The sequence below is a fragment of the Xaviernesmea oryzae genome (assembly GCF_900109605.1).
Taxonomy (GTDB): Bacteria; Pseudomonadota; Alphaproteobacteria; order Rhizobiales; family Rhizobiaceae; genus Xaviernesmea; species Xaviernesmea oryzae.
The window spans coordinates 195,286-219,585 of the sequence record NZ_FOAM01000005.1; the positions used below are offsets into that span (position 1 = coordinate 195,286).

A 24,300-nucleotide genomic window follows, 5' to 3' on the forward strand; every position below is an offset into this window, starting at 1 on the left:
CTGAACGAGGAACGATCGATCATGTCCGCCACATCAGACCTTGCTTCCGCCGCACGACCGGCAAAGCCCGCGCCGACCAGGCGTAAGAAGAGCCTGGTAGAGCTGCTCTTCGAAGGGCGCGCCTTTTTTGCGCTGATTGCCATCATCGTGGTCTTCTCCTCGATGTCGCCGAATTATTTCACCGTCGGCAACTTCCTGATCATGGCATCGCACGTGGCGATCTTCGGCCTGTTGGCCATCGGCATGCTGCTGGTCATCCTCAATGGCGGCATCGACCTGTCGGTGGGCTCCACGCTCGGGCTCGCCGGCGTCATTGCCGGCTTTCTGATGCAGGGCGTGCAGCTGCCGCAGTTCGGCGTCATCCTGTATCCGTCCGTCTGGGTCGTCGTGGTGCTGACCTGCCTGCTCGGCGCCGTGGTCGGTGCGGTCAATGGCGTGCTGATCGCTTACCTGCGCGTTCCCGCCTTCGTCGCCACGCTCGGCGTGCTCTACGTGGCGCGCGGCATCGCGCTTCTGATGACCAACGGCCTGACCTACAACAATCTCGGCGGCCGGCCGGATCTGGGCAATACCGGCTTCGACTGGCTGGGCTTCAACCGGCTCGGCGGCGTGCCCATCGGCGTGCTGATGCTCGCCCTCTTCGCTGTCCTTTGCCACATCCTGCTGACCCGGACCGCCTTTGGCCGCTGGCTCTATTCCTCAGGCGGCAATGAGCGCGCGGCCGAACTGTCCGGCGTCCCGGTCAAGCGGGTGAAGATCGCGGTCTATGTGCTGTCGGGCGTCTGCGCGGCGGTGGCCGGCCTGGTTCTGTCCTCGCAGCTGACTTCGGCCGGCCCGACGGCGGGCACGACCTATGAGCTGACGGCGATTGCCGCCGTCGTCATCGGCGGTGCGGCGCTGACGGGCGGTCGCGGCACCGTCATCGGCACCATGCTCGGCGCCTTCGTCATCGGCTTCCTGTCGGACGGTCTCGTGATCATCGGTGTCTCCGCTTATTGGCAGACCGTCTTCACCGGCGCCGTCATCGTCATGGCCGTCCTGCTCAACAGCATTCGCTACGGCCGCCGCTAAGCGAGATTCACACTCTGCGGCGGGCAGACGTGCCGCCCGCTGCTCAACCTTTCCAGACGGCCGGCCAATGCGCCGGTCCCCGGAAAAAGCCTGCCGGCCCGGCGGGAGGAGGCACCTCATGCCTTGAGGTGTCGTTCAAGGACCGGGTCTCAAGCGTGATCATCAAGCTCATCAAAGGGAGAGAGACTATGTTCAAGAAAGGAATGCGTGTCGTTCTGGCCGCAATCACCGTTGCCCCGCTGCTGGCAAGCGTGGCTTGGGCCGAAGGCCTGGTGACGATCATCGTCAACGATCCGTCGAACCCTTACTGGTACACGGAAGGCGAAGTTGCCAAGAAGACCGCCGAGAAGCTCGGCTACACCGCCTCGGTCTCTGCCCATAAGGGCGACACCAACACCGAGAGCAACCTGGTCGACACCGCCATCACCAACAAGTCGGTCGCCATCATCCTCGATCCGGCCAATGCCGACGGCTCCGTCGGCGCGGTGAAGAAGGCGGTTGCCGCCAACATTCCGGTGATCCTCGTCAATGCCGAGATCAACCAGGAAGGCCTCGCCAAGGCGCAGCTCGTTTCCAACAACGCACAGGGTGCTGCCCTCGGCGCCCAGGCCTGGGTCGAAGCCGTTGGCGAGAAGGGCAAATATGCCGAGCTTTTCGGCAACCCGGCCGACAACAATGCCGCCACCCGTTCGAACGGCTATGAAACCGTTCTGACACAGTATCCGGATCTGGAAAAGGTCGCCCGCGAGGTCGCCAACTGGAACCGCACCCAGGGCCACGACAAGATGCAGTCAATGCTGCAGGCGCACCCCGACATCAACGGCGTGATCAGCGGCAATGACGAAATGGCGCTCGGCGCCATCGCCGCCCTGAAGGAAGCCGGCAAGCTTGCCAACATCAAGGTCGGCGGCTTCGACGGCTCGCCCGATGCCGTTGCCGCCATCAAGGCCGGCGAACTTCAGTACACGGTGCTTCAGCCGGTAGCCATCTTCTCGGAAGAAGCCGTCAAGCAGGCCGACAGCGTGATCAAGACCGGCAAGACGGGTGCATCGAGCGAAAAGCAGCTGTTCGATTGCCTGCTGATCAACAAGGACAATGTCGCCAAGTATTCGGCGCCTTTCGTTCTCGACAAGTAAGACCGCACGACCGGGCCCAGTGGCACGCATTGGGCCCGGCACGTCGCCGCCAGCCTCAAGGCCGGCGGCACCTCTTCAAGATCGCACTTGGCAAAATTGCACTTGGCCTGCGGCCGTTTCGCGCGCTACCACCCTGGCATCTGTTGGAATTCATGGCGACCTTCTACTCCCTCACGACAGGACGTTCGCGGCCTGCGCCGTCGGCGCTGGAAGAGGAGCGGCGGGGCGCCGCAGCCGAGCGGGGAGCTGAGGTGAACGACAAGGTGGACGTGAAGGAGTTTCTCTCCGACCAGATGCCGAGCGACAGCCGTCATGCACGCCAGATCGCGCGGCGCCAGCTCATCGCCGAAGCCGTGATCGCAGAAGGATCGCTGAGGATCGAGGATCTGACGGAGCGTTTCGGCATCAGCCTGATGACGGCGCATCGCGATGTCGACGAACTGGTCAGCCGGGGCCTGTTCCGCAAGACCCGTGGCATTGTTTCGGCTGCGCCCACCAGCCTCATCGAGTCGAGCGACGTCTACCGCGCCACCCGACAGGCGAAGGAGAAAAAGGCGATCGCCACGGCGGCGATGCGCTTTGTCGAGCCGGGCCAGGCGATCTTCATGGACGACTCGACCACAGTGCAGCAGATGGCCGGCCTCCTTTCCGCCAAGGTGCCGCTGACGGCGATCACCAATTCGCTCGTCCTCATCAATGAGCTGAAGGAAATCCGCGACCTCGCGCTGATCGGGCTCGGCGGCCAGCTCTATAATTGGTGCAATGCCTTCATGGGGCATATCACCACCAGCGAGATCCGCCGCCTGCGCGCCGATATCGCCTTCATCTCCATGGCGGCGATCACCGACGATATCGTCTTCCACCCCTCGCCGGAAATGGTGGAGACCAAGCGGGCGATGTTCGAATGCGCCGCCAAGCGCATTCTGCTCGCCGACAACACCAAGTTCGAGCGCCGGGCGCTGCATCGCTTTGCCGCGCTCAGCGAGTTCGACGTCGTCATTGTCGACGAGGCCACGTCGATCGCGCATCTCTCGCGGATGCGCTCGAACGGCATCAATGTGATCGTGGCCGAAAGCGGCGCCGAGGCCTGAAAAGGCCTTCTGCGCCTGGCTTTGGCCATGCGAGCCGATCCACCCGGTGGCGCTGCTGCCGGATGGGCGCGGGTGGCGGGCGGACCGGAAGCCCGACCGCCACCCGACTGTTCATTCCCCGCGCGCTCGGTCGCCTGACGCCGCTGAAGCGGCCGCCGGATGACGACATGCGCGCGCCTGCAAGCCGCATCGACCTGAAAGGTCGCGGCAGGAGACAAGCCATGCCCAGCCTTCTCGGGATCGATAGCGGACTGACCGTCACCAAAGCCGTGGTGTTCGACGCACAGACCGGCTCACCCCTGGCCATCGCACGCCGGCGCGTTGCCCAATCGATCCCGGCGCCCGGCCACATCGAGCGCGACATGGACGGCCTCTGGCAGGCGAGCGCCGAGGCGATTGCCGAAGCTTTGGCCGCCTGCGGCCGGCCAGCCAGTGACATTCTCGCCGTGGCTGCCACGGCCCATGGCGACGGCCTCTATCTTCTGGATCGCGATGCCCGCCCGCTCGGGCCGGCGATCGTCTCGCTGGACACGCGCGCCGCCGATCTGGCCGACCGCTGGAACGCCGGGCCGGTCGGACCGGCGGCCCTTGCCCTGACGGGACAGCAGCCGCATGCTTCGGCACCATCGGCCCTGCTGGCTTGGATCAAGACGCACCAGCCGGAACGCTATAGCCGGATCGGCCACTTCCTCGCCGCCAAGGACTGGCTGACCTATTGCCTCTGCGGCACTGTGGGCACCGACCGAACCGAGGCCAGCACCTCTTTCACCCGCGTCGAGAGCCAAGCTTTCGATGACGAGGCCTTCGCGCTGTTTGGCCTGGAGGACATGGCATCGCGCCGGCCTGACGCCGCCGGATCGGTAGAGATCGTCGGCCGTGTGACGGATGAGGCGGCACGCCTGAGCGGCCTTGTTGCGGGCACCCCTGTCGTGGCAGGCCTGCACGATGTCACCGCTTCCGCGCTTGGCGTTGGTGGCTATGGTGTCGGGGTCGCGGCCGTCATCGCCGGCACCTATTCGATCAACGAGACGGTGTCCTTAAGCCCCAAGGTCGATGCGCGCTGGTTCTGCCGCAACGGCATCTTGGCCGGTGAATGGAACGCAATGTCGATTTCACCGGCTTCGACCGCCAATTACGACTGGTTCATCGACCAGCTCTGCGCAAGCGACAGTGCAGCGGCCGAGGCGTCCGGCGATGGCATTCATGCCCGCCTTGCGGCCGAATTCGATCGCGCCCGGGCGCGCCCGTCGAGCGTGCTGTTTCATCCTTATCTTTTCGGCTCGCCCTTCGGCGGCGCATCGAGTGCCGGCTTCTATGGGTTGAACGCCTGGCACGAGCGGGCCGATCTGGTGCGCGCGGTGCTGGAAGGCATCGCCTTCAACCACCGCATCCATGTCGAGGCACTGGTCGATGGCTTCAAGCCGGGTTCGGTGCGGCTGACGGGAGGCATCTCCCGTAATCCCGCGATTGCAGGTCTTTTTGCTGATGTGCTGGGCCTGCCAGTGACCGCGACGAAAACGGAAGAGGCAGCCGCTTGGGGTGCCGCCCTTTGCGCCGGCGTCGGCGCCGGCGCCTATGCGCGACCGACCGACGATCCGCGCGATCTCTCCGCCATTGAGACCGTGACCCAGCCCGACCCCGCTCGCCAGGCGCTCTATGAGGCGCGCTACCAGCTATTTTGCGAAATCGCCGATACGATGCGGCCGCTCTGGCCCAAGCTCAGGGCACTTGGCCATGCCCAGGAAGGAGCATCCCGATGAGCGCGACCTCACAAACCACCCCTGCGGCCGGCGTCGCAAACGACGTTCGCGATGTCGATGTCGTGATCCTCGGCGGGGGCGTGAATGGCGCCGGGCTATTCCGGGAGCTCTGCCTGCAGGGCCTCTCCTGCCTGATGGTGGAGGCGAAGGACTATGGAGCCGGCACAAGTGCCGCGCCCTCGCGCCTCATCCATGGCGGCATCAAATACATCGAAACCGGCGAGCTCGGCCTGGTCGCCCAATCCACGCTCGAGCGCAATCTGCTCCTGCGCAACGCGCCGCATTGCGTGGAGCCGCTGGCGACCTTCATTCCCGCCTTCTCGCTGATGAAGGGCGCATTCGCGGCGCTGCGAACGCTCTTCGGCTCGACAACGGCGCCGCGTTCGCGCGGGGCGGTGCTGATCAAGATCGGTCTGGCGCTTTACGATATGTATGGTGCGCGCCACCGGGTGATGCCCAAACACCGCTTCTTCTGGCGCAAGGCCGCCCTGAAGGAGATGCCGGACATCACCCCGCGGATCGCCGCCGGAGGGCTTTATTACGACGCCAAAATCTCGCGTCCCGAACGACTGGTCTATGAGCTCGTGGCCGATGGGCTGGCGGCATCAACCGAGGCCATGGCGCTCAACGACACGCGGCTTGTCGCGCGCGAGGGCGGCGTCTTGACCTTCGAAAACGGCAAGGGGCAGCTGTTTCGGGCGCGGCCGCGCGTGGTGGTCAATGCAGCCGGTCCGTGGATCGACCGGGTGAACGCCGCGCTCGGCGTTGCCACGAAGATGATCGGCGGCACAAAGGGCTCGCACATCCTGCTCGACAATCCCGTGCTGGTGAAGAGTCTCAAGGGCCGGATGATCTATTTCGAGGCCGATGACGGACGCATCTGCCTGGTCTTCGACTATCTGGGCTTGGCCATGGTGGGTTCGACCGACATGAAGGCGAACGACCCGGATGCTGTGCGCTGCGAGGACGAGGAGATCGACTATTTTCTCGCCAGCCTGCGGGCTCTGCTGCCGGCCATTCCGGTCTCGCGCGCGCAGATCGTCTACGCCTATTCCGGCATCCGGCCTTTGCCCGCTTCCGACGCCAGCCAACCGGGGCTGATCAGCCGCGACCATTCCTCGCCGACGCTGGAGCCTGAGGGCGACCGCCCCTTCCCCATCGTCTCGCTGGTGGGCGGCAAATGGACGACGTTTCGCGGCTTTGCCGAGGAGGTGGCCGATACATTGCTCGCCCGTCTTGGCCAGAGCCGGCGGTTAAGCACACGCATGCTGCCGATCGGCGGCGGCCGGGACTTTCCGGCGGATGCGGCGGCAAGGCAGGCGTGGATTGCCGAACAGGCGCGTCTGACAGGCCTCGGCCCTGATCGCCTGGAGACGCTGCTGGCCCGCTACGGCACCACGGCAGCCAGCATCGCGGCCGCGATCGGCCCGTCTGGCGAGCAGATGCTCGACCATGTGCCCGGCTATAGCGCGCAGGAACTGGCCTGGGTCACCGCACAGGAACAGGTATGCCATCTGGCCGATCTGGTGCTGCGCCGCACGACGCTTGCCATCGAGGGCCGACTGACACGGGACGGCCTGCGCGAGATCGCTGACGTGGCAGGTGACGTGCTCGGCTGGGAGGATGAAAGGCTGAAGGAGGAAATCGAGGGAGTGACGCGGCAGCTGACCACCCTCAATCGGGTGCGCCTATGAGCGTGTGCTTCGATCTGACCCGACCAAGCCGGCGCGGCGGCAGGTCCGCCCTGCCTCTTCAGAACGGACCCAGCAGCGCGTGATATTCGGCTTCGGCCGCACCATAAATGTCGCTGGCGAACTCTTCCAGCGCAGCGCGATCGCGCATGAAGATGACGCCCCGCTCGGCGCGGATCCAGCCACGCCCTTCGAGCATATGCAGCGCCGTGGTGACGCTGGGCCGGCGCACGGCCAGCATCAGCGAGATGAAATCATGGGTGATGCGCATCTCGTCTCCGGACAGGCGGTCATGGCACATCAAAACCCAGCGCGCCAGACGCTCCTCCACCGGTGCGCTGGCATTCGATAGCGCGGTGAAGGAGACCTGCATGGCCAGGTGATGCGCCGCGCGCACCAGCCGCTCATGCAGGTGCGGGCAGCACGTCGATGCCTGGCGGAAGGCGGCCAAGGGCATGCGGTGGCCATGTCCGGCAATCTGGATGATCACCTGGTGCAGGCTGGTATCGACGCCGGCTAATGGCGGCGTGGGGGTAAAACCTTCACGGCCGAACATGCCGGCCTCGGCCTTTCGCCCTCGCGGCGAGACAGCGATGACCGAGCCGATGCCATCTTCGAGAAAATAGACATGCTCGATGATGTTGCCGGCCTCGACGATCGAAAAGCCGCGCGGCAGGTCGATGGCTTCGAGATGCGGAGCGAGAAAAGCCTGTTCCTCGTCCGGCAGCGAGGCCAGCAGCCGGTTGACCGACGACGCCTGCGGGTCGGCAAATCGGGAAGGTGGGGCGGACAGGGTCATGATCTCTCCTCAAACGCAATGTCATCCCTGACCGTCGATGGACGGACTGAGTCTCATCAGGGATGAACTGTGCAACAGGCCAGGAGATGCCAAGGGGCGCACAAATGTGATCGCCGGGAAAAATCGGTCAATGCTGCGAAAAATGTCCGTCCAACCGGATTGCCGCCCGACCGGGCGCTTGCAGGCATCCGGTAGATCCGACTGGGCGCGCGGCATCTCGAGGCTCAGGCCGGGGGCAGATAATCCAGGCCCATGTCGATGACCTCAGGCCGGCCATCGAGCGTCAGGCTGCTGATGCGAGCCGGCGTCCTGGAGACGACTTTGCCGCCTTTCAGCACGACAAGCCGGGTCGGCTTCAGCCTGACGGCCTCGATCACATCGGCCGCCTGCAGCACGACGAGGTCCGCCTTGCAGCCGACCTCAAGGCCATAGCCTTCAAGCCCCATGGCGCGGGCGGAGTTGACGGTGATCGCCTCGTAGACCCGCTTCTTGTCCTCGATGCCGCTGAGCTGGCCGACATGGATGCCCATATGGGCGACTTCCAGCATGTCGGCCGAGCCCATCGAATACCAGGGATCCATCGTGCAATCCTGGCCGAAGGAGACATTGAGCCCGGCCGCCATCAGCTCGCGCACCCGCGTCAGGCCCCGGCGCTTGGGATAGGTGTCGTGCCGGCCCTGGAGCATGATGTTGATGAGCGGATTGGCGATCACCTCGATCTCGGCCTCCGCCATCAGCGGGATCAGCTTGGAGACGTAGTAATTGTCCATGGAATGCATGGAGGTGAGATGCGAGCCGGCAACGCGGCCCTTCAGACCGAAGCGGATCGTCTCGGCCGCCAGCGTCTCGATATGGCGCGAGAGCGGATCGTCGGTCTCGTCGCAATGCATGTCGACACGCAGGCCCCGCTCGGCCGCGATCCGGCAGAGCGCTTCCACCGAGCGTCGCCCCTCCTCCATCGTCCGCTCGAAATGCGGGATGCCGCCGACGATCTCGATGCCCATATCCAGCGCCCGTGTCAGCGCCGCCTCGCCCTCGGCCGCACGAAAATAGCCATCCTGCGGGAAGGCGACGAGCTGCAAGTCGATGTAGGGCGCGACCTTCTCACGCACTTCAAGCAGCGCTTCGGCCGTCACCAGGCGGGGATCGGAGGTGTCGACATGGCTGCGGATGAAGAGGAGGCCCTGCGAAACCGCAAGATCGCAATAGCGCAGCGCGCGCTCCACCAGCGCCTCTTTCGTCAGCAGGGGCCGCAGCTCGCCCCAGAGCGCGATGCCTTCCAAAAGCGTGCCAGAGACATTCATGCGCGGCAGGCCGAGCGACAGGGTGGCATCCATGTGAAAATGGGGATCGCAGAAGGGTGGGCTGACCAGACGACCGGAGGCGTCGATCACTTCGCCGGCTTCCGCTTTGATGCCGCGCTCGACGGCGGCGATACGGCCGTCTCGAATGGCGATGTCGAAGCCCTCGCGGCCATCGGGCAGGTTGGCGTTGCGCAGGATCAGGTCGAACATGAAAGGCCTCCGATATTCTTGCTTTTTGTCTTCACGCAGTCCCGACTCAAACCACTGACGCAGCTTTGCTGGACATGCTTTAACGCTCGCCGCGCCGGTAGGGCTGCATCAGGGCCTGCGGCACGCGGGCGCGCCGGGCCATGATCGCCAATGCGGCGATGGAGAGCAGGTAGGGGATCATCAGGAAGAGCTGATAGGGCACGATGCCGTTCAGCGCCGGCTGCAAGCGCAGCTGCACCCCATCGAAAAAGGCAAAGAGCAGCGCGCCGAGAAGCGCCCGGCCCGGCCGCCAGGAGGAGAAGACGACGAGCGCGATGCAGATCCAGCCACGCCCCTGCACCATGGTCGGGAAGAAGCTGTTGAAGGCCGAGAGCGTCAGAAAGGCGCCGGCCATGCCCATCAGCGCGCTGCCAGCGATCACCGCGCCATAACGTATCGCGACCGGGTTGATCCCCTGCGATTCCGCCGCATGCGGATTTTCACCCGTCATGCGGATGGCGAGGCCGAGCGGCGTGCGAAACAAGACAAGGCCGAGCAGAAGGGCGGCAATAATCGCCAGATAGGTCGGCGCGGTCTGGGCGAAGAAGGCTGGGCCGAAGAAGGGAAGGCTTGTCAGGCCGGGAATGTCGAGCGGCTGGAAGGGCGTAATGGTCGGCGGGGTGCCGGCGACCGGCACCAGCATACGGAAGACGTAATAGCTGAAGCTCGACGCGAAGAGCGTGACGCCGAGCCCCGCCACATGCTGCGACAGGCCGAGCGTCACGGTGAGCATGGCATGGAGGACGCCGAAGGCGGCGCCGGCAAGCGCCGCGACCAGAAAACCCGTCCAGAGATCGGCGCCATTATAGACGGCGAGCCAGCCGATCATCGCGCCGAAGGTCATGATGCCCTCGATGCCGAGATGCAGAACGCCCGCCCGCTCGCTCAAAAGCGCGCCGAGCGTCCCGAGGATCAGCGGCGTGGCGATGCGCAGCACCGCCGCCCAGAGCCCGGCCGAAGCGAGGATGTCGAAGAGCGTACTCATCGGCGTATCCTGTATTGGGTGAAGAACAGGGCGACGAGCATGGTCAGCAGCGACAGCGCCACGGTGACATCGGCAATGTAGCTGGGAATGCCCATGGAGCGGCTCATGCCATCGGCGCCGACGAACATGATGGCGGTAAACAGCGCCGCCAGCACCACGCCGAGCGGGTGAAGGCCGGCGAGCATCGCCACGACGATGCCGGAATAGCCATAGCCGGGGGAAAGATCGGTGGTGACATAGCTTTTCACGCCCATGACCTCCACGGCCCCCGCAAGCCCCGCCAGCCCGCCGGAGATGCAGGCGACCTTGACCAGCGTTGCCCCCAGCGGCACGCCGGCAAAGACGGCGCCGGCGGGATTGAGGCCGGCGGCGCGCGATTGCAGGCCGAAGACGGTGCGCGACTGGACGAGATGGATGATCACCGCCAGCGCCATGGCGATGAGAATGCCGATATGCAGGCGCGAGCGGGCCAGAAGCTTTGGCAGCATGGCGGCATCGGCAACCGATTGCGATTGCGGCCAGCCAAAGGCCGTTGGGTCCTTCAGCACGGTGTCGATCAGCATGGAGACGAACAGCAGCGCGACGAAGTTGAGAAGCAGCGTTGTCACCACCTCATCCACCTGAAAGCGCAGCCTGAGCCAGAGCGGCAGGATGAGCAGCACCATGCCGGCCATCGCGCCCAGGATCAAAAGCAGCGGGATCTGCACCGCCGAAGGCAAGCCGCCGAGGAGATGGGAACTCGCCGCCGCTACCGTGATCGCGCCGAGATAGAGCTGGCCCTCCGCACCGATATTCCACAGCCGGGCGCGAAAGGCGACGGCGGCGGCAAGGCCTGTGAGCATCAAGGGCGCGGCGCGCGTCAGCGTCTCCGTGGTCGAGAGGCGCGAGCCGAAGGCGCCGATCAGAATACGGCGATAGGCTTCCAAGACAGGCGCGCCGGCCAGCGCGATCAGGATGCCCGACAGCGCCAGCGCCGCCAGAACGGCCACAACCGGCGTGGCGATCACGAGGGCGAGCGGGCGGTGTTCGCGGCGTTCAAGACGCATGGGCGGCTCCGGTCTCGGCGGACCATTCGCCCGCCATCATCAGGCCGAGCATCCGGGCATCGGCAAGCTCGGCGGAAACGGGCGGCGACAGGCGACCGCCGACGATGGCCTGGATGCGATCGGCCAGCGCCATGACCTCCTCCAGATCCTCCGAGATCAGCAGCACGGCCGTGCCGGCCTTGCGCGCTTCCAGAATACGTTCATGCACGGAAGCCACCGCCCCTTCGTCCAGCCCGCGCGCCGGCTGGGCGGCGATCAGGATATGCGGCCGGTCGATCAGGTTTCGGCCGAGAATGAGCTTCTGCATATTGCCGCCGGAGAGCAGGCGGATGCGCGTCGCCGGCCCGCCGCCGCGCACGTCGAAACGCGCGATGATCTCCTGTGCGAAGGCCATGCCCGCCTTGCGGTCGACAAGCCCGTGGCGGGAGAAGCGGGGCAGACGCTCCAGCACCGCATTTTCCCAGACCGCCATATCGCCGATGGCGCCTTCCTTGTTGCGATCCTCCGGCACCCGGCCGATGCCGGATGCGACCAGTCCGGCCACGCCGGGATCGCCCATCGGTTTGCCGAAGAGCAGCAGATCGCCCGAGCTCGGCCGCGCCGTGCCGCTGAGCAGCCGGGCAAGCTCGGCCTGGCCATTGCCGGAGACGCCGATAATGCCCAGCACCTCGCCGGCGCTGAGGCGGAAATCAACGGCCTTCAGCCTATCGACGCCATCGAGCCTAAGCGTGACGGCGGCGGCTTCCAGCACGATCGCGCCCGGCGTCGAGGGCGCGCGCACAGGCCGCGTCACCGTGCGACCAACCATGAGCTCGGCCAATTCCGCCTTGCTGGTCTCGCTCGCCCGGCGCTCGGCCACCTTGCGCCCGCCGCGCAGCACCACGATCCGGTCGGCCGTGGCCATCACCTCATCCAGCTTGTGGGAGATGAAGATCAGCGACAGGCCCTGGCGCGCCATGCCCTTCAGCGTCGTAAAGAGATGCTCGGCCTCGGTGCGCGTCAAAACGGCCGTCGGCTCGTCCAGAACCAGGATGCGGGTATCGTTATAGAGGGCTTTGAGGATCTCGACGCGCTGCTGCTCGCCGACCGAAAGATCGCCCAGCCGGGCATCCGGATCGACCTTCAACCCAAAGCGCGCCGAGAGCGCTTCGAGCTTGGCGCGGGCGCGGGCGGTGCGCGAGGCAAAGGCCCAAAGCGGCTCGATGCCGGTCATGACGTTTTCGAGCACCGTCAGGTTGGGCGCCAGCGCGAAATGCTGGTGGACCATGCCGATGCCGGCGCGAATGGCGGCGCGCGGCTTGCCCGCCGGCAATGCCGCGCCATCGATGCTCACCGTCCCGGCATCCGGAACGTAATGGCCGAAGAGAATGCTCATCAGCGTAGTCTTGCCGGCACCATTCTCGCCGAGCAAGGCGACGATCTCGCCCTTGGCGAGGTCGAGCGAGATGTCGTCATTGGCGAGATTGGCGCCGAAGCGCTTGCTGACGCCAGAGATCTCCAGAAGGGGGGTGGTCATGCCATGGTCCCCGCAACGAGATCGGCCCCGGCAATCGGAAAGCGCTGGCGAAAACGCCTCTCACCTTCCAGCCGGCTGGCGACTGTCAACAGCAGGCCTTCGCCGCCCATGGGCGCGAAGAGCTGGACCGGCAGCGGCAGGCCGGCATCATCCATGCCAAAGGGCAGCGTCAGCGCCGGAAAGCCGGAGACATTGGCGAGCGTCGCCAGCGGCGCGAAGCCGGCCATGCGGGAAAAATGCAGATCGAGATCGCGATGATCGGTGGGCATCGCGCCGAGCGGCGGCGGCGCGGTGGCGAGCATGGGGGTCAACATCAGATCCACCTGATCGAACAGCGCCCAGAGATCGCGGCTGACCAGCACCATCTCGTTCATCACATGCCAGAGCTGCGTGCCCCCGATCCCGTGCCCTCTGGCAATCGCCGCCTGGGTCATCGGCTCCGCTTTGCCCTCGTCCAGGCCGAGCCGGTCGAACAGATCGGCGAGGTTGACGCAAACGATGGTTTCGAAAACGCGGCGGCTGGTGGCTGCCAGGGCCGACAGCGTGGCGGCGTCGAGCCGCACCAGGCGGTGGCCATCGGCCTCCAGGCTCCGCGCGGCGGCTTCCACCGCCTGGAGACGGTCGGCCTCGACCGGCAGATCGGGCGAGATCTCGGTGAGAAGGCCGATGCTAAGCGGCTCTTGGATGGCGGCAAGGCTTGGCGGCAGCGCGACCGGCGGAAACGGCCCGCGCGCCTGTCCGCCGAGGCAGGCAAGCGCGGTGGCCGTATCCCGCACGGTGCGGCTGATGACGAGTTCTGCGGCAATGCCGCCGAGATGATTGCCGAAAGCCGGTCCTCCCGGCATCAGGCCTCGCCCCGGCTTCAGGCCCACCAGTCCGCAGGCGGCGGCGGGCACGCGGATCGAGCCGCCGGCATCGGTGGCATGGGCAATGGCGACGATCCCGGCTGCCACCGCAGCCGCCGCGCCGCCTGAAGAGCCACCGGCCGTTCGGCTGAGATCGAGCGGATTGCGGCAGATCGGCCCGATCGCCGGCTCGCTTGAGAGCGACAGGCCGAATTCAGGGCTGGTGGTGACGCCGAAGGGACAAAGGCCGGCCGCGCGAAAACGCGCCGCCAGATCGGAGTCCGGCGCCGGCATGTCGGGAACAGCGGCGGAGGGCGGCGCGGAAAACAGCGCCGAACCAGCCTTGACCGGCAAGCCGGCAAAGGGGCCGCCGAGATCCTTGGCCAGCGTCGGCACGCCAAGAAAGGGCAGCGCCGACGCTTGCGATCCCAAAGCGCCGCCTTCGCCGAGCATGGCATCGATCCGGGCGGCGGCGGCAAGTCCCACTTGCGCATCGACATGGGTCAACGCGCCAAGATGCGCCTGATCCTTCGCGGCATCGAGCGAGGCCTGCATGGCCGCCGACGCTGTCAGCCGGCCTGAGCGGATCGCTCCGGCCAGCGCCGTGGCATCCTCGATCATGTCGAAAACCGCTTACTTCGGCTCGGTCATGATCTTCGGCACTTCGAAGGTGCCGGCCTTGATCTCCGCGCGCTTGGCTTCCATCGCGGCTTCCGCCTCGGCCGGGGCCACGCCCTTGACATAGACGATATCGCTGCCGCCTTCCTTCATCAGGCCGTAAGCCGTGTAGTCGCGCCCGGTCGGCTTGCCGGCGGCGACATCAGCCAGCGCCGCATTGAGGATCGGGCGGAAATTCCATAGCGCATTGGCGAAGACCGTGTCGGGATAGCGCGGCGTATAGTCGATCAGCGAGCCGACCGACTTGATCTTGCGCTCCTTGGCAGCATCCGCCGTGCCGATGCGCTCGCCGAAGAGAATGTCGGCCCCGGCATCGATCTGGGCAAGACCGGCTTCGCGCGCCTTGGGCGGATCGAAGAAGGTGCCGATGAAGGTCACCATATGCTTGGCATTGGGATTGACCGCCTTCACGCCCTCCGCAAAGGCATTGATCAGCATGTTGACCTCGGGGATCGGCATGGCGCCGACCGAGCCGACGACGTTGGACTTGGTCATCTTGCCCGCCAGCATGCCGGCGAGATAGGCGCCATCGAAATTCCAGGTGCCGAAGACGCCGAAATTATCGCCCGCTTCCTTGCCGCTGGAGCCCATGACGAAGGCGGTATCGGGATAGTCGGCCGCCACCTCGCGGGCCTGCTTTTCGACCGGGAAGGTTTCGCCGATGATCAGCTTGGCGCCCTGCTCGGCATATTCGCGCATGGCGCGGGGATAATCCGTGCCCGAAACGCCCTCGGAGAAGACATATTCGATCACGCCGTCCTTGGCCGCATCCTGCAGCGCCTTGTGCAGCACCGAATTCCAGGCATTTTCCACCGGAGAGCCGTGAATGCCGGCGACCTTGACCGGCGCTGCTGCACGGGCCAGCGGCCCCAGCGCCGCGCTGGCGCCGAGCGCGAGGCCGGAGGCCAGCACATGACGTCGAGACAGGATGATCGGATTGCGCATGACGATGTTCCCCTCTGGCATTTTTACCAATTGGTTTAAATTCTTAGGGAGCGCACAAAATTAAGTCAAGCGAACAAAAAGCTGAAAATTGCGGCAATGCACAGGCCTTCGCAGGGGCGGAAAAAGGCCATTTCTCGCCATCTTCACCGTCCGCCCTTCTCAATCGCCTATCAGCAATTTCACCGCGATACTGCCCATGATCAGCGCGATGATGAAATCCAGCACCCGCCACGCCGAAGGACGGGCAAAGAGCGGACCGAGCAGGCGCGCGCCATAGCCGAGCGAAAAGAAGAACAGCGCCGAAGCCGTCATGGCGCCTGCCGCAAAGGCGGGCTTACTGGCGGGGAAGCGGGTGGAGATGCTGCCGAGCAGAATGACCGTGTCCAGATAGACATGCGGATTGAGGAAGGTCAGGGCCAAGGCCGTCAGCATGGTTGCGCGCAGGCTCGCAGGCGCAGCGGGCGCGGCCTTCAAGCCGGCATGCGGCTTCAGCGCGGCCTGGAGGCTGCGAAAGGCATAGAGCATCAGGAAGGCGGCGCCGCCATAGCGAAAGGCGGGATCGAGCCAAGGCATGACCCGCGCTACCGTGCCAAAGCCCGCAACACCCAGGGTGACAAGGGCAGCATCCGAGAGCGCGCAGATCAGGCAAACGACGAAGACATGCTCGCGCTTCAGCCCTTGGCGCAAAACGAAGGCGTTCTGCGCGCCAATGGCAAGGATGAGGCTGAGACCGGTGCCAAGCCCGGTCAGGAAAACGCTGGCGGTCATGTCATGCAAATCCTCAAGCGACGGAGAAGCAGGGTATGACAGGGCTTCTAGATGGCGGATCGACTTTAGGCTAATTAAAGCAGCTAAGGTTGGTGAAGCTGAGCTAAAGACGATCATGTTCGATTATCCTGCCCTTGCGGCTGTGGCCGCCGTGGTCGAGACCGGCAGTTTCGAGCGCGCCGCCCGCAAGCTCTCTGTGACCCCATCGGCGATCTCGCAGCGCGTGCGCCAGTTGGAGGAGCGGCTGGGCCTGGTTTTGATCCAGCGAGGCGCGCCGTGCAAGGCAACGGAGAAAGGCGCCTGGCTCTGCCGGCATATGGAGCATGTCGGCATGCTCGAAGCCACGCTTCTGAAGAGCCTCCCGGGGCTGGGGCCGCAGGCAGGCGCTGGCGCTGCGCCACGGGTCACGCTGCGGCTCGCCGTCAACGCGGACAGCCTTGCGACCTGGTTCCTGCCGGCCGCCGCGGCCTATAACAAGGATGACCTGGCGCTGCTCGACATTGCTGTCGATGACCAGGACCATACGGCGGATTGGCTGAGGCGCGGCCAGGTGGTGGCGGCGGTTACGGCGCTCGGCCGGCCGGTGCAGGGCTGCAAGCGCCAGCCGCTCGGCGCGCTGCGCTATCATGCCACCGCCAGCCCGGCTTACGTCGCTCGACATTTTCCGCAGGGCGTCTCACCGGAAGCGATTGCCGCCGCCCCTGCCCTGACCTTCAACACCAAGGACCGGCTGCAGAGCGACTGGATCGCCAAGGCGCTGGGCCGCGAGATCGCCCACCCCACCCACTGGCTGCCCTCGTCGCAAAGCTTCGTCGATGGCGCTTTGCTGGGCCTCGGCTGGGGCATGAACCCGGCGCCGCTGGTGAAAGCGCATCTGGAGGCGGGGCGGCTGGTCGAGCTTATGCCCGGCATCTGCATCGACACGCCGCTCGACTGGCAGGTGAACCGGCTGATGGCCGAGGAGATCAAGCCGCTGACGCGCGCCATCCTGGCTGCCGCACGAGAGGGGCTGGTCCAACCTTGAGAAAGCCATCCATCACGCGGATGAATCGGTCGGGCGGAACCGATTCCAAGAAGTCGTTGGACCCGTGATTCCCGCATGAGCGAGACTCGCGCTCATGCCAGCCTCTCTCAGCCTGCCCATTCACCTGCGCCGCATAGACCCCGCGCGCAACATGGCCCGCTTCTACCGCCTGACCTTGGAGCCGAGCCTGTTTGGCCCAGTATCCATGGTTCGGGAATGGGGCCGTATCGGCACGCGCGGCCACAGGCGCATCGACCTCTTCGACCGGCCGCAGGAGGCGGAAGCGGCGCATGAGGCCCTGCTCCGCCAAAAGCTTGCCCGCGGCTACAGGCCCTGCGTGGCGGCCACGCCCGATACGGCTTGAGCGCAAGGCAGGCTTGTGCGCCGCGTTAAAGTCGCGGATCGATGATGCTGATGCCGTCGGGCGGCTTGTGGCCCATGTCCGCCAGAGCGGCTACGGCGGCTTCGAGCGAAATCATCTCACCCAGTAGCCGCTCCGGCTTGAGGCTGCCGCTCTCGATCATGGCGAGCATGGCGTCATAACGCCAGGCCTGCATGCCATGGCTGCCGTAGATTTCCAGCTCATGGGCAATGACCTGTGACATCGGGATTTCCGGCCGAGCATGCTCGGCCAGCATCAGCCCGACCTGAACATGACGGCCACGCCGACGAAGATTGGAAATCGAGTTGAAGCAGGTTTCGGGATGACCGAGCGCATCGATCGACAGATGCGCGCCACCGCTGGTGATCTCGCGCACGGCCTCGACGACGGAAACGACCTCGCGGCTGTTGACCGTTGCACTGGCACCGAGCGATCGAGCGCGCGCGAGCTTCGGCTCTGACACATCGATGGCCACCACCTGGGCGCCGAGCGCTGCCGCGATCATAATGGCCGAGAGGCCGACGCCGCCGGCACCATGCACCGCCACCCACTCTCCACCCCGCGCCCGGCCCTGGTCCACCACCGCGCGAAACGAGGTGGCGAAGCGGCAGCCGAGGCTCGCCGCGGTGGGAAAGTCCATGGCCTCGGGCAGACGCACGAGATTATGATCCGCCCGGTCGATCGCGACGAACTCGGCAAAAGAGCCCCAATGGGTAAAGCCCGGCTGGAACTGCGCCTCGCAGACCTGCTGATGGCCGGCATGGCATTCCCGGCAATGGCCGCAGGCGGCAATGAAGGGCACGGTCACCCGCTCCCCTACGCGGAAGCTTTTGACATCCGCGCCGACGGCAGCCACGACACCAGCAAATTCATGGCCGGGCACATGCGGCAGGCGAATATCCGGATCGTGCCCCATCCAGCCATGCCAGTCGCTGCGGCAGAGTCCCGTCGCCTTGACCTCGATCACCACGCCGCCGCGCGCCGGCACCGGATCGGCAACAGTGGAAATCTCGGGCATCTGGCCAAAGGCTTCAAACAGCATGGCTTTCATTGCAGGGGCTCCCTCTACCGAACAGGCGTGCACCTGCGCTTAGACTGCGAAATGCGTCGCCGCGCCAGACCCTTCGGGCGACAGGACATCCGAAAACTGCAGGACTGCTCGCCCTTGCAAATCCCGCATCAGACCTCTTCGGCGCGAAAGCCCTTGATTGCCGCCTGCCAGAAATCCGGATCGGCATAGTCGGTCGGATCGGCAATGCCGGCGAGATGAAAGGCCTCGCGCCGTTCCACGCAGGTTCCGCACCGTCCACAATGGCGCAGATCGCCCTTGTAGCAGGACCAGGTCTCGGCAAAGGGCACCTGATATCGGGCGCCATCGCTGACGATATCCGCCTTCGACAGGCGGACATACGGCGTGACGAGTTGGATCGAGGCGTATCCATCGAGCGCGGCATCCTGCATCGCCTGAAAGGCATCGATGAAGGCAGGCCGGCAATCGGGATAGATGAAGTGATCGCCCCCATGCACGGCGGCGGCCACCGCCTCCGCGCCGCGCGCGGCCGCCAGGCCGAAGGCGACGGCCAGCATAATGGCGTTGCGGTTGGGCACGACGGTCGCCTTCATCGTCTCCTCGGCATAATGCCCGTCAGGCACGTCCACATCGTCGGTCAACGCCGAGCCGGTCAGCTGCCGTCCAACCGGCGAGAGATCGATGACATCATGCGGCACACCGAGCCTGGCCGCCGCGCGGGCGGCAAAGTCCAGCTCCTTCTTGTGTCGCTGACCGTAATCGAAGGAGAGAAGCCCCATAAGGGTCTGCGTTGCGGCGATGCGGTGCGCGAGCGTGACCGAATCTAGCCCTCCCGAACAGACGACGATGGTTTTCATGGTGAGCGCCTTTCGTCACGACAGATATGCAGCGGGCCTTGGCGCAGGGGTCGCACCGGCGTGTCTGGGCAGCCCAGGCGGTTTGCCGTGCGTGATGACAGCTGTCAACTTTTTTGAAAACAGCGAGTCGTTTGGAAAATCAGGCGCGCAAGCGCGCAGCGGATGTGCGCTCGTCCGAAAGGACGGAACCCTCGGCATCGATGCAGACCCGGTTTCGTCCAGTCTCCTTGGCCTTGTAAAGCGCGGCATCCGCTGCGGCCATAATGCTTTGCCAGGCTTGAAAATCCGAGGGACCGACGGCAACGCCGAAACTGGCAGTGATGCGTAGCGGCGCCTTGCCCGGAAGCTCAAAAGAGAGATCGGCAATCGAGCGGCGCAAGGTTTCCGCCATGACGGCAGCCTGCTCCAGCTCGCCCGCAACGGTCAGGATCGCGAACTCCTCGCCGCCGAAGCGCGCGACCGTGGCAATGGCGCCGCTGGCGTCCCGCACGCGCTCGAGATGCTTGGCAAGACCGACAAGGATGTCGTCGCCCGTCAGATGGCCATGCGTGTCGTTGATGGCCTTGAACCGGTCGATATCGATCAGGATCAGGGCTGTCTGGCGCTGGTCGCGTTCGCGCTGACGCACGATCAGCTCCAGTGCCCGGCGGTTGTGCAGGCCGGTCAGCGCGTCGGTCTCGGACATGCGCATGGTCTGCTGCAGCAGGCGCTCCCGCTCGGCCAGCCGCTGGTCAAGCGCATCGAGCGCGGTAAACAGCTCGGCCAGTTCACCGCGATGGAGCCTGTCACCGGCCGCTGCCAGGCGCTCTCCGCGGCTCAGCTGCATCACCGCATCATGCGCGGTCACCAGCGGCGCGAAGATGGCGCGCGCGAGAAGGCGGCTCATGGCCAGAAGGATTACGGCGATCAGCACCGTCATTGCCGCGAAGGAGGCGATCTTCATCAGCGCGGCCCAGCGCCGCGCTTCGAACCGTTCGAGCATCGCCCCGAGGATCGCTTCGCGCGCAACATCGAGAGGGCGCAGGACGCGGCCGAATTCCTCGGTCATCTGGATGGCGTTGATCGAATAGGGCTTCTTCTCGATGCTGTCGAAGATCACCCGGTTGAGCAGCGCCAGCCCATCCTGCAGGAAGCCGACCCGCACCGCATTGATCGTATCGGCCATGCGCAAGTCGGTCTCGGCCGCCAGATCCTGCTCGATCATCGACCAGAGCTGGAGAACGCGGCCCTCCATGCGCCGGGCGGCAATGATGTTGGCAAGCGGCAGCGGCTCGCCCAGCGTCAACGGCACGATGACGGCGGCGCGCAGCCGTCCGCTGTAGTCACGCAGCTCAGCCAGCATACGCCCGAAAAAGACGGTGCTGGTCAGGTCGCCATCCTCGCGCGATAAGCGGCGCGCCTGCATATCGATCAGTTCTTCGTAAAGGTCGGAAACGACCAGCTCCTTGTCCACAGCCTCCTGAAGAGCGTCGCTGGTCAGTTGCGCGGTCGGAAGCACGGCCAGAGCATCGATCCGGCCACGGGCTGTGCTCAGCGCCGTGTGCAGCCGGTCCAGGATCTTTGCCGTCTCGCTCGTGGGGTCGCGGGCCTCGGGCAAGGCCTGGACCAGATCACGCAGGCCCTGGTCGGCCCGAGCCCGCCGCGTGGCAAGCTTTTGAATTAGAACGGGAGGTGCGGTGGAGCCTGCGCCGATGATGAGATGCGAGGGATTGCGCTCGGACGACAGCCGGCTGGAGACATCGAGCACCAGGCGATAGCGCTCGATCTGCCGGAGGTCATCGTTCGCCGTTACGAAATCGCGATAGGATCGGCTGAGCACCACAGCGGCGAAAATTCCGGTGCACAATAGCGTTACGATCACGCCCAGCCTGAAGAGGCCGTCGAGCCGCGCAATATCCCCGATCGATCGCAATTTCCGGTTCAAACTGGCGCTTTCATCACGCTGCACGACACAGACCCGCCCAAAGCTGATCGGCCGGGAGGGTAAGCGTCGGCCGCAGCGGGCGGTTTTACACAGCAGGAGCTTACGAAGAACCCCTTCCCGGAACCTTAAGATCGGCAAAATTTCGCGTCACGCGTGTCTTAATAGTCACGGCTCGCTTAATTATAGCGCGGACATGAACGGATAGGCGGCGAATGATTGCCGCTTTTGGTTGAGGCCGCACACCGTAAATTGGTCGTCAGAGTATGGTTCGAACGCGGCTATGCACAGGGCTGGCGCTTCTGAAGAAGCACGAAGGCAAGGCGCAGTTTGGTTCCGCAAATGATTGTAGCGGAGCAAGGCGGCTGTTGGCTTGCGGCCAGAAATCAGGTCCCGCCTACGGTTGACAGGCCGGGACGGCAGCGGCCATAAGCGCGGCCTTTCGACCCGCTGCCGCGATCATCCTGCCAAAACCGGAGCCAGCCGTTGAAACACACAAGCCTCTTCATCCTGGTTAGCCTTCTCGCCACCGGAACGTCCGCGCCGGTCTTTGCGCTGAGCAACGAGCGCCTGAACGGCCAATTGATGAAGCTCGATCCGGAAACGCGACTGGAACAGACCTGCGATACGGAGGTGATGGACCAGATCAATCGCGAGCGCAGCCGCTTCAATGTCGACAAGGTCATCGCCTACACCTTCAAGGACCCGGTCATCAAAGCCAATCTGATGGAAGCGCCGGGTGCGGCCCTGCGCAGCAATGGCCGCTGGTACCGGCTGTCCTTCCGCTGCCAGACCGGACCGCGCCATCTCGATGCGCATCAGTTGGACTATACACTTGGAGCCGAGATTCCGCGTGCCGAGTGGCCAGCGCATTACCTCTACGATTGAAGCGGATTGAGGCCAGGGCGCGAATGCCCGACCTGTCAGGTCGATGACGCCGGCGTGAAGCGGGCCACCAGCGCATGCCGGTCTCCGGGATAGGTGAAGCGCACATGCGTGACCGGGCCTTCCTGGCTCCAGGTCCTCCGCTCGACCACGAGACAGGGTGTGCCGCGCGGCAGGTGCAGCGCCGCCGCGGCATCAGCACTCGCGCCGATAGCCTGGATCCTGTGCTCCGCCGTGCTCCAAGGGACCTGGCTGACAAGCCAGGGGCCTGGCGGCAGGATGGTAAAATCGGCCGTGGCGGCATCCGGCACCGTGGCGAGATTGATCAGCCGCTCTTCCAGACAAAAGGGGTGTCCGCCGGCCTGGTGCAGGCAGGTCACCTCGAAAAGCGACGCACCCTTGTCCAGGTCCAGCCGCCGAAGATCCTCCGCCTTGGCCAGCCGCTTCCTGGCGCCGATGAGCGAAAACGCATAGGGCAGGTTGAGAGATTGAACCTCTGCCTGGATGTCGTGGATCTCCAGCACGGCCGACTGCGCCTGGGGCTGGGTGACGAAGCTGCCCGACTTGCGCCGCCTTTCGATCAGGCCGGCCTTGGCAAGCTGCGACAGCACCTTGTTGACGGTCATGCGCGAACAGCCGTAGCGCTCCGCCAGATCGACCTCGAAGGGAATGCGCGTGCCCGGCGGCCAGCGGCCCGACACGATGTTTCCCTCAATGTCTGTGAGGATGCGCTGGTGCAGCGTCTTGTCCCGGCCTTCGTCCATGCTGCTCTTTTCTCAGCTCCGCTCGATGCGCACGCGCGTCCTCTTCCATCACCCCGCATCCGCCCGTCTCTCAGCCAAGATGATGGAGATGCGGAAAGCGGCAAGATCGTTTCGCTGCCGCGACGGTCCATCGCTGGCATTCAAGCCTCCATCAGGTCGGCCATGGCGGCCTTGAATCGGCTGTTGATGGCCTCGCGATGGCGGTGACGGCCCTTTTCCACCTGCCGCACGCCGCCGGTCCACACACTATCGACCGCGACAGTGCCGGCAAAGATCCAGTGGTCGAGAATGCGGTCGCCAGCCGCGCCGGGTATGCCGCTGAGATCGAGCGAAACGAGATCGGCTGCCATACCGGCGCTCAAGCCGACGGGCGCTGCCAGCGCGCGGCCGCCACCATCCAAGGCCGCGGAAAACAGGCGTCCGCCGGTCGAGCAGCCGCTCTTCGCGATGACGTTGCGCGCGCGATGGGCAAGGCGCTGCGAATATTCGAGCTGCCGCAATTCCTGATCGAGCGCGATCAGCACGTTCGAATCGGAGCCGATGCCGAAACGGCCTCCGGCCTGCAGGAAGGCGGGCGCGGCAAAGGTGCCGTCGCCCAGATTGGCCTCGGTGATCGGGCAGAGGCCGGCAATAGCGCCGGCAGCAGCCATGGCCTGCACCTCTGCATTGGTCATGTGGGTTGCATGAATCAGGCACCAATTGCTGTCGACGGGCGCGTGTTCGAGCAGCCATTCCACCGGTCGCGCGCCGGACCAGGCGACACAATCCTCCACCTCTTTTACCTGTTCGGCCACGTGGATATGCACCGGCCCCTCGCCCGCCAGCGGCAGCAATGCCGCCAGCTCGTCCGGCGTCACCGCGCGCAGGCTGTGTGGTGCCAGGCCCAGCCGAAAGCCGGGCAGCGTTACTCCCATCGCGCGGCAGCGCTCAAGAAGATCGGCGAACGCATCGATCCCGTGGATAAACCGCCGCTGTCCCTCGATCGGCGCGGCGCCGGCAAAGCCGGAATGCGCATAAAACACTGGAAGCAGCGTCAGCCCGATCCCAGCGCTCTGGCTTGCCGCAGCAATGCGCTCCGAGAGCTCGGCGGGATTTTCATAGGGCCGGCCGTCGCGGTCATGATGCAGATAGTGAAACTCGCCGACGCGACCAAAGCCGGCTTCCAGCATCTCCATGTAGAGCTGCGCGGCCACCGCCTCGACATGCTCCGGCGTCATCGACAGGGCAAAGCGATACATCACGGTTCGCCAGCTCCAGAAGCTGTCGTCGCCTGGCCCCCGCTCCTCCGCAAGCCCGGCCATGGCACGCTGAAAGGCATGGCTGTGCAGATTGGGCATGGCCGGAACCAGCGCGGCACAGCGCTCGTCCCCCGGCCCCGGCTCGACGCCGGTTTCCACGCGGTCGATCCGGCCGGAAGAGAGCGTCAGCCGCACATTTTCGGCCCAGCCCTGCGGCAGAAGCGCCGACTGCGCATGCAATGTCACCATGGAAAGCCACTCCCTGTCTCTTCGGTCTCGTCACGCCTCACCGGATGACGGGATGGCGCCTGCCTC

At 65.2% G+C, this 24,300-nt stretch carries 21 protein-coding genes; 8 read left to right on the forward strand and 13 right to left on the reverse strand.

What is annotated here, in order from left to right:
* Positions 1 to 21: 21 nt before the first annotated feature.
* The 5 genes from BMX61_RS08025 to BMX61_RS08045 all read left to right on the forward strand — a co-directional run bounded on the left by BMX61_RS08025 (position 22) and on the right by BMX61_RS08045 (position 6,752).
* Positions 22 to 1,071: an ABC transporter permease gene (locus BMX61_RS08025; protein WP_075626401.1), complete on the forward strand. Its 1,050-nt coding sequence runs from the start codon at positions 22 to 24 to the stop codon at positions 1,069 to 1,071.
* Positions 1,072 to 1,259: 188 nt separating this feature from the next.
* Positions 1,260 to 2,207 carry a D-ribose ABC transporter substrate-binding protein gene (locus BMX61_RS08030; protein WP_075626342.1) on the forward strand — a complete coding sequence of 316 codons (948 nt, stop codon included), beginning with the start codon at positions 1,260 to 1,262 and terminating at the stop codon, positions 2,205 to 2,207.
* Between the two features lie 293 nt (positions 2,208 to 2,500).
* On the forward strand, positions 2,501 to 3,298 hold the full coding sequence (locus BMX61_RS08035) for a DeoR/GlpR family DNA-binding transcription regulator (RefSeq protein WP_075626400.1): 798 nt from the start codon (positions 2,501 to 2,503) through the stop codon (positions 3,296 to 3,298).
* 221 nt (positions 3,299 to 3,519) lie between these two features.
* Positions 3,520 to 5,058, forward strand: a complete 1,539-nt coding sequence (locus BMX61_RS08040) for an FGGY-family carbohydrate kinase (RefSeq protein ID WP_075626399.1) — start codon at positions 3,520 to 3,522, stop codon at positions 5,056 to 5,058.
* Positions 5,055 to 6,752, forward strand: a complete 1,698-nt coding sequence (locus tag BMX61_RS08045; RefSeq protein WP_075626341.1) for a glycerol-3-phosphate dehydrogenase/oxidase — start codon at positions 5,055 to 5,057, stop codon at positions 6,750 to 6,752. The genes BMX61_RS08040 and BMX61_RS08045 overlap by 4 nt, the downstream gene beginning before the upstream one ends.
* A 58-nt stretch (positions 6,753 to 6,810) precedes the next feature.
* Here BMX61_RS08045 and BMX61_RS08050 read toward each other — a convergent pair whose 3' ends face one another.
* From BMX61_RS08050 to BMX61_RS08085, 8 genes are all read right to left on the reverse strand, one after another.
* Positions 6,811 to 7,548 carry a Crp/Fnr family transcriptional regulator gene (locus tag BMX61_RS08050; RefSeq protein WP_075626340.1) on the reverse strand — a complete coding sequence of 246 codons (738 nt, stop codon included), beginning with the start codon at positions 7,546 to 7,548 and terminating at the stop codon, positions 6,811 to 6,813.
* A 224-nt stretch (positions 7,549 to 7,772) separates the two neighbouring features.
* Complete coding sequence (locus tag BMX61_RS08055) at positions 7,773 to 9,062, reverse strand: amidohydrolase family protein (RefSeq protein WP_075626339.1); 1,290 nt, start codon at positions 9,060 to 9,062, stop codon at positions 7,773 to 7,775.
* A gap of 79 nt (positions 9,063 to 9,141) precedes the next feature.
* A complete protein-coding gene (locus BMX61_RS08060; RefSeq protein ID WP_075626338.1) occupies positions 9,142 to 10,086 on the reverse strand; it encodes an ABC transporter permease in 945 nt (314 codons plus the stop codon).
* A complete protein-coding gene (locus BMX61_RS08065; protein WP_075626337.1) occupies positions 10,083 to 11,132 on the reverse strand; it encodes an ABC transporter permease in 1,050 nt (349 codons plus the stop codon). The genes BMX61_RS08060 and BMX61_RS08065 overlap by 4 nt, the downstream gene beginning before the upstream one ends.
* On the reverse strand, positions 11,122 to 12,648 hold the full coding sequence (locus BMX61_RS08070; protein ID WP_075626336.1) for an ABC transporter ATP-binding protein: 1,527 nt from the start codon (positions 12,646 to 12,648) through the stop codon (positions 11,122 to 11,124). The genes BMX61_RS08065 and BMX61_RS08070 overlap by 11 nt, the downstream gene beginning before the upstream one ends.
* Positions 12,645 to 14,114 (reverse strand): amidase, encoded by a 1,470-nt coding sequence (locus tag BMX61_RS08075; RefSeq protein ID WP_075626335.1) that lies wholly within the window; start codon positions 14,112 to 14,114, stop codon positions 12,645 to 12,647. Before BMX61_RS08075 ends, BMX61_RS08070 begins: the two co-directional genes overlap by 4 nt.
* Before the next feature lie 12 nt (positions 14,115 to 14,126).
* Positions 14,127 to 15,116: a BMP family protein gene (locus tag BMX61_RS08080; RefSeq protein ID WP_075626334.1), complete on the reverse strand. Its 990-nt coding sequence runs from the start codon at positions 15,114 to 15,116 to the stop codon at positions 14,127 to 14,129.
* A 159-nt stretch (positions 15,117 to 15,275) separates the two neighbouring features.
* Positions 15,276 to 15,884, reverse strand: a complete 609-nt coding sequence (locus tag BMX61_RS08085; RefSeq protein ID WP_075626333.1) for a LysE/ArgO family amino acid transporter — start codon at positions 15,882 to 15,884, stop codon at positions 15,276 to 15,278.
* A gap of 115 nt (positions 15,885 to 15,999) precedes the next feature.
* Between BMX61_RS08085 and BMX61_RS08090 the strand changes: the two genes are divergently transcribed.
* Both BMX61_RS08090 and BMX61_RS08095 read left to right on the forward strand, forming a co-directional pair.
* Positions 16,000 to 16,908, forward strand: a complete 909-nt coding sequence (locus tag BMX61_RS08090; RefSeq protein ID WP_075626332.1) for a LysR family transcriptional regulator ArgP — start codon at positions 16,000 to 16,002, stop codon at positions 16,906 to 16,908.
* Between the two features lie 94 nt (positions 16,909 to 17,002).
* A complete protein-coding gene (locus BMX61_RS08095) occupies positions 17,003 to 17,272 on the forward strand; it encodes a WGR domain-containing protein (protein ID WP_075626331.1) in 270 nt (89 codons plus the stop codon).
* A gap of 25 nt (positions 17,273 to 17,297) precedes the next feature.
* On the opposite strand, the gene BMX61_RS08100 is transcribed toward BMX61_RS08095, so the two are convergent.
* The 3 genes from BMX61_RS08100 to BMX61_RS08110 all read right to left on the reverse strand — a co-directional run bounded on the left by BMX61_RS08100 (position 17,298) and on the right by BMX61_RS08110 (position 21,089).
* Positions 17,298 to 18,341: a zinc-dependent alcohol dehydrogenase family protein gene (locus BMX61_RS08100; protein ID WP_075626330.1), complete on the reverse strand. Its 1,044-nt coding sequence runs from the start codon at positions 18,339 to 18,341 to the stop codon at positions 17,298 to 17,300.
* 128 nt (positions 18,342 to 18,469) lie between these two features.
* The gene (gene queC / locus BMX61_RS08105) at positions 18,470 to 19,177 is read right to left on the reverse strand and encodes a 7-cyano-7-deazaguanine synthase QueC (RefSeq protein WP_075626329.1); all 708 of its coding nucleotides are present in this window, start codon (positions 19,175 to 19,177) and stop codon (positions 18,470 to 18,472) included.
* Positions 19,178 to 19,316: 139 nt separating this feature from the next.
* Positions 19,317 to 21,089, reverse strand: coding sequence for a GGDEF domain-containing protein (locus BMX61_RS08110; RefSeq protein ID WP_139198892.1), 1,773 nt, complete (start codon positions 21,087 to 21,089; stop codon positions 19,317 to 19,319).
* A gap of 495 nt (positions 21,090 to 21,584) precedes the next feature.
* Here BMX61_RS08110 and BMX61_RS08115 point away from each other — a divergent pair, with 495 nt between their 5' ends.
* On the forward strand, positions 21,585 to 21,986 hold the full coding sequence (locus BMX61_RS08115) for a DUF930 domain-containing protein (RefSeq protein WP_075626327.1): 402 nt from the start codon (positions 21,585 to 21,587) through the stop codon (positions 21,984 to 21,986).
* 35 nt (positions 21,987 to 22,021) lie between these two features.
* On the opposite strand, the gene hutC is transcribed toward BMX61_RS08115, so the two are convergent.
* Both hutC and BMX61_RS08125 read right to left on the reverse strand, forming a co-directional pair.
* Positions 22,022 to 22,747 carry a histidine utilization repressor gene (gene hutC, locus BMX61_RS08120; protein ID WP_075626326.1) on the reverse strand — a complete coding sequence of 242 codons (726 nt, stop codon included), beginning with the start codon at positions 22,745 to 22,747 and terminating at the stop codon, positions 22,022 to 22,024.
* Positions 22,748 to 22,887: 140 nt separating this feature from the next.
* Entirely contained in the window at positions 22,888 to 24,234 is a 1,347-nt protein-coding gene (locus tag BMX61_RS08125) for a formimidoylglutamate deiminase (RefSeq protein ID WP_075626325.1), read from the reverse strand.
* Positions 24,235 to 24,300 lie beyond the last annotated feature (66 nt).

What these genes read in the sequence shown, in the direction of transcription:
- BMX61_RS08065 (WP_075626337.1), bottom strand. Translation starts at nt 11,132, where the DNA reads ATGCGTCTTGAACGCCGCGAACACCGCCCGCTCGCCCTCGTGATCGCC.
- BMX61_RS08025 (WP_075626401.1), top strand. Translation starts at nt 22, where the DNA reads ATGTCCGCCACATCAGACCTTGCTTCCGCCGCACGACCGGCAAAGCCC.
- BMX61_RS08075 (WP_075626335.1), bottom strand. Translation starts at nt 14,114, where the DNA reads ATGATCGAGGATGCCACGGCGCTGGCCGGAGCGATCCGCTCAGGCCGG.
- BMX61_RS08095 (WP_075626331.1), top strand. Translation starts at nt 17,003, where the DNA reads ATGCCAGCCTCTCTCAGCCTGCCCATTCACCTGCGCCGCATAGACCCC.
- BMX61_RS08100 (WP_075626330.1), bottom strand. Translation starts at nt 18,341, where the DNA reads ATGAAAGCCATGCTGTTTGAAGCCTTTGGCCAGATGCCCGAGATTTCC.
- BMX61_RS08055 (WP_075626339.1), bottom strand. Translation starts at nt 9,062, where the DNA reads ATGTTCGACCTGATCCTGCGCAACGCCAACCTGCCCGATGGCCGCGAG.
- BMX61_RS08085 (WP_075626333.1), bottom strand. Translation starts at nt 15,884, where the DNA reads ATGACCGCCAGCGTTTTCCTGACCGGGCTTGGCACCGGTCTCAGCCTC.
- BMX61_RS08035 (WP_075626400.1), top strand. Translation starts at nt 2,501, where the DNA reads ATGCCGAGCGACAGCCGTCATGCACGCCAGATCGCGCGGCGCCAGCTC.
- BMX61_RS08045 (WP_075626341.1), top strand. Translation starts at nt 5,055, where the DNA reads ATGAGCGCGACCTCACAAACCACCCCTGCGGCCGGCGTCGCAAACGAC.
- BMX61_RS08090 (WP_075626332.1), top strand. Translation starts at nt 16,000, where the DNA reads ATGTTCGATTATCCTGCCCTTGCGGCTGTGGCCGCCGTGGTCGAGACC.
- BMX61_RS08070 (WP_075626336.1), bottom strand. Translation starts at nt 12,648, where the DNA reads ATGACCACCCCCCTTCTGGAGATCTCTGGCGTCAGCAAGCGCTTCGGC.
- queC (WP_075626329.1), bottom strand. Translation starts at nt 19,177, where the DNA reads ATGAAAACCATCGTCGTCTGTTCGGGAGGGCTAGATTCGGTCACGCTC.
- BMX61_RS08125 (WP_075626325.1), bottom strand. Translation starts at nt 24,234, where the DNA reads ATGGTGACATTGCATGCGCAGTCGGCGCTTCTGCCGCAGGGCTGGGCC.
- BMX61_RS08080 (WP_075626334.1), bottom strand. Translation starts at nt 15,116, where the DNA reads ATGCGCAATCCGATCATCCTGTCTCGACGTCATGTGCTGGCCTCCGGC.
- BMX61_RS08030 (WP_075626342.1), top strand. Translation starts at nt 1,260, where the DNA reads ATGTTCAAGAAAGGAATGCGTGTCGTTCTGGCCGCAATCACCGTTGCC.
- BMX61_RS08050 (WP_075626340.1), bottom strand. Translation starts at nt 7,548, where the DNA reads ATGACCCTGTCCGCCCCACCTTCCCGATTTGCCGACCCGCAGGCGTCG.
- hutC (WP_075626326.1), bottom strand. Translation starts at nt 22,747, where the DNA reads ATGGACGAAGGCCGGGACAAGACGCTGCACCAGCGCATCCTCACAGAC.
- BMX61_RS08040 (WP_075626399.1), top strand. Translation starts at nt 3,520, where the DNA reads ATGCCCAGCCTTCTCGGGATCGATAGCGGACTGACCGTCACCAAAGCC.
- BMX61_RS08060 (WP_075626338.1), bottom strand. Translation starts at nt 10,086, where the DNA reads ATGAGTACGCTCTTCGACATCCTCGCTTCGGCCGGGCTCTGGGCGGCG.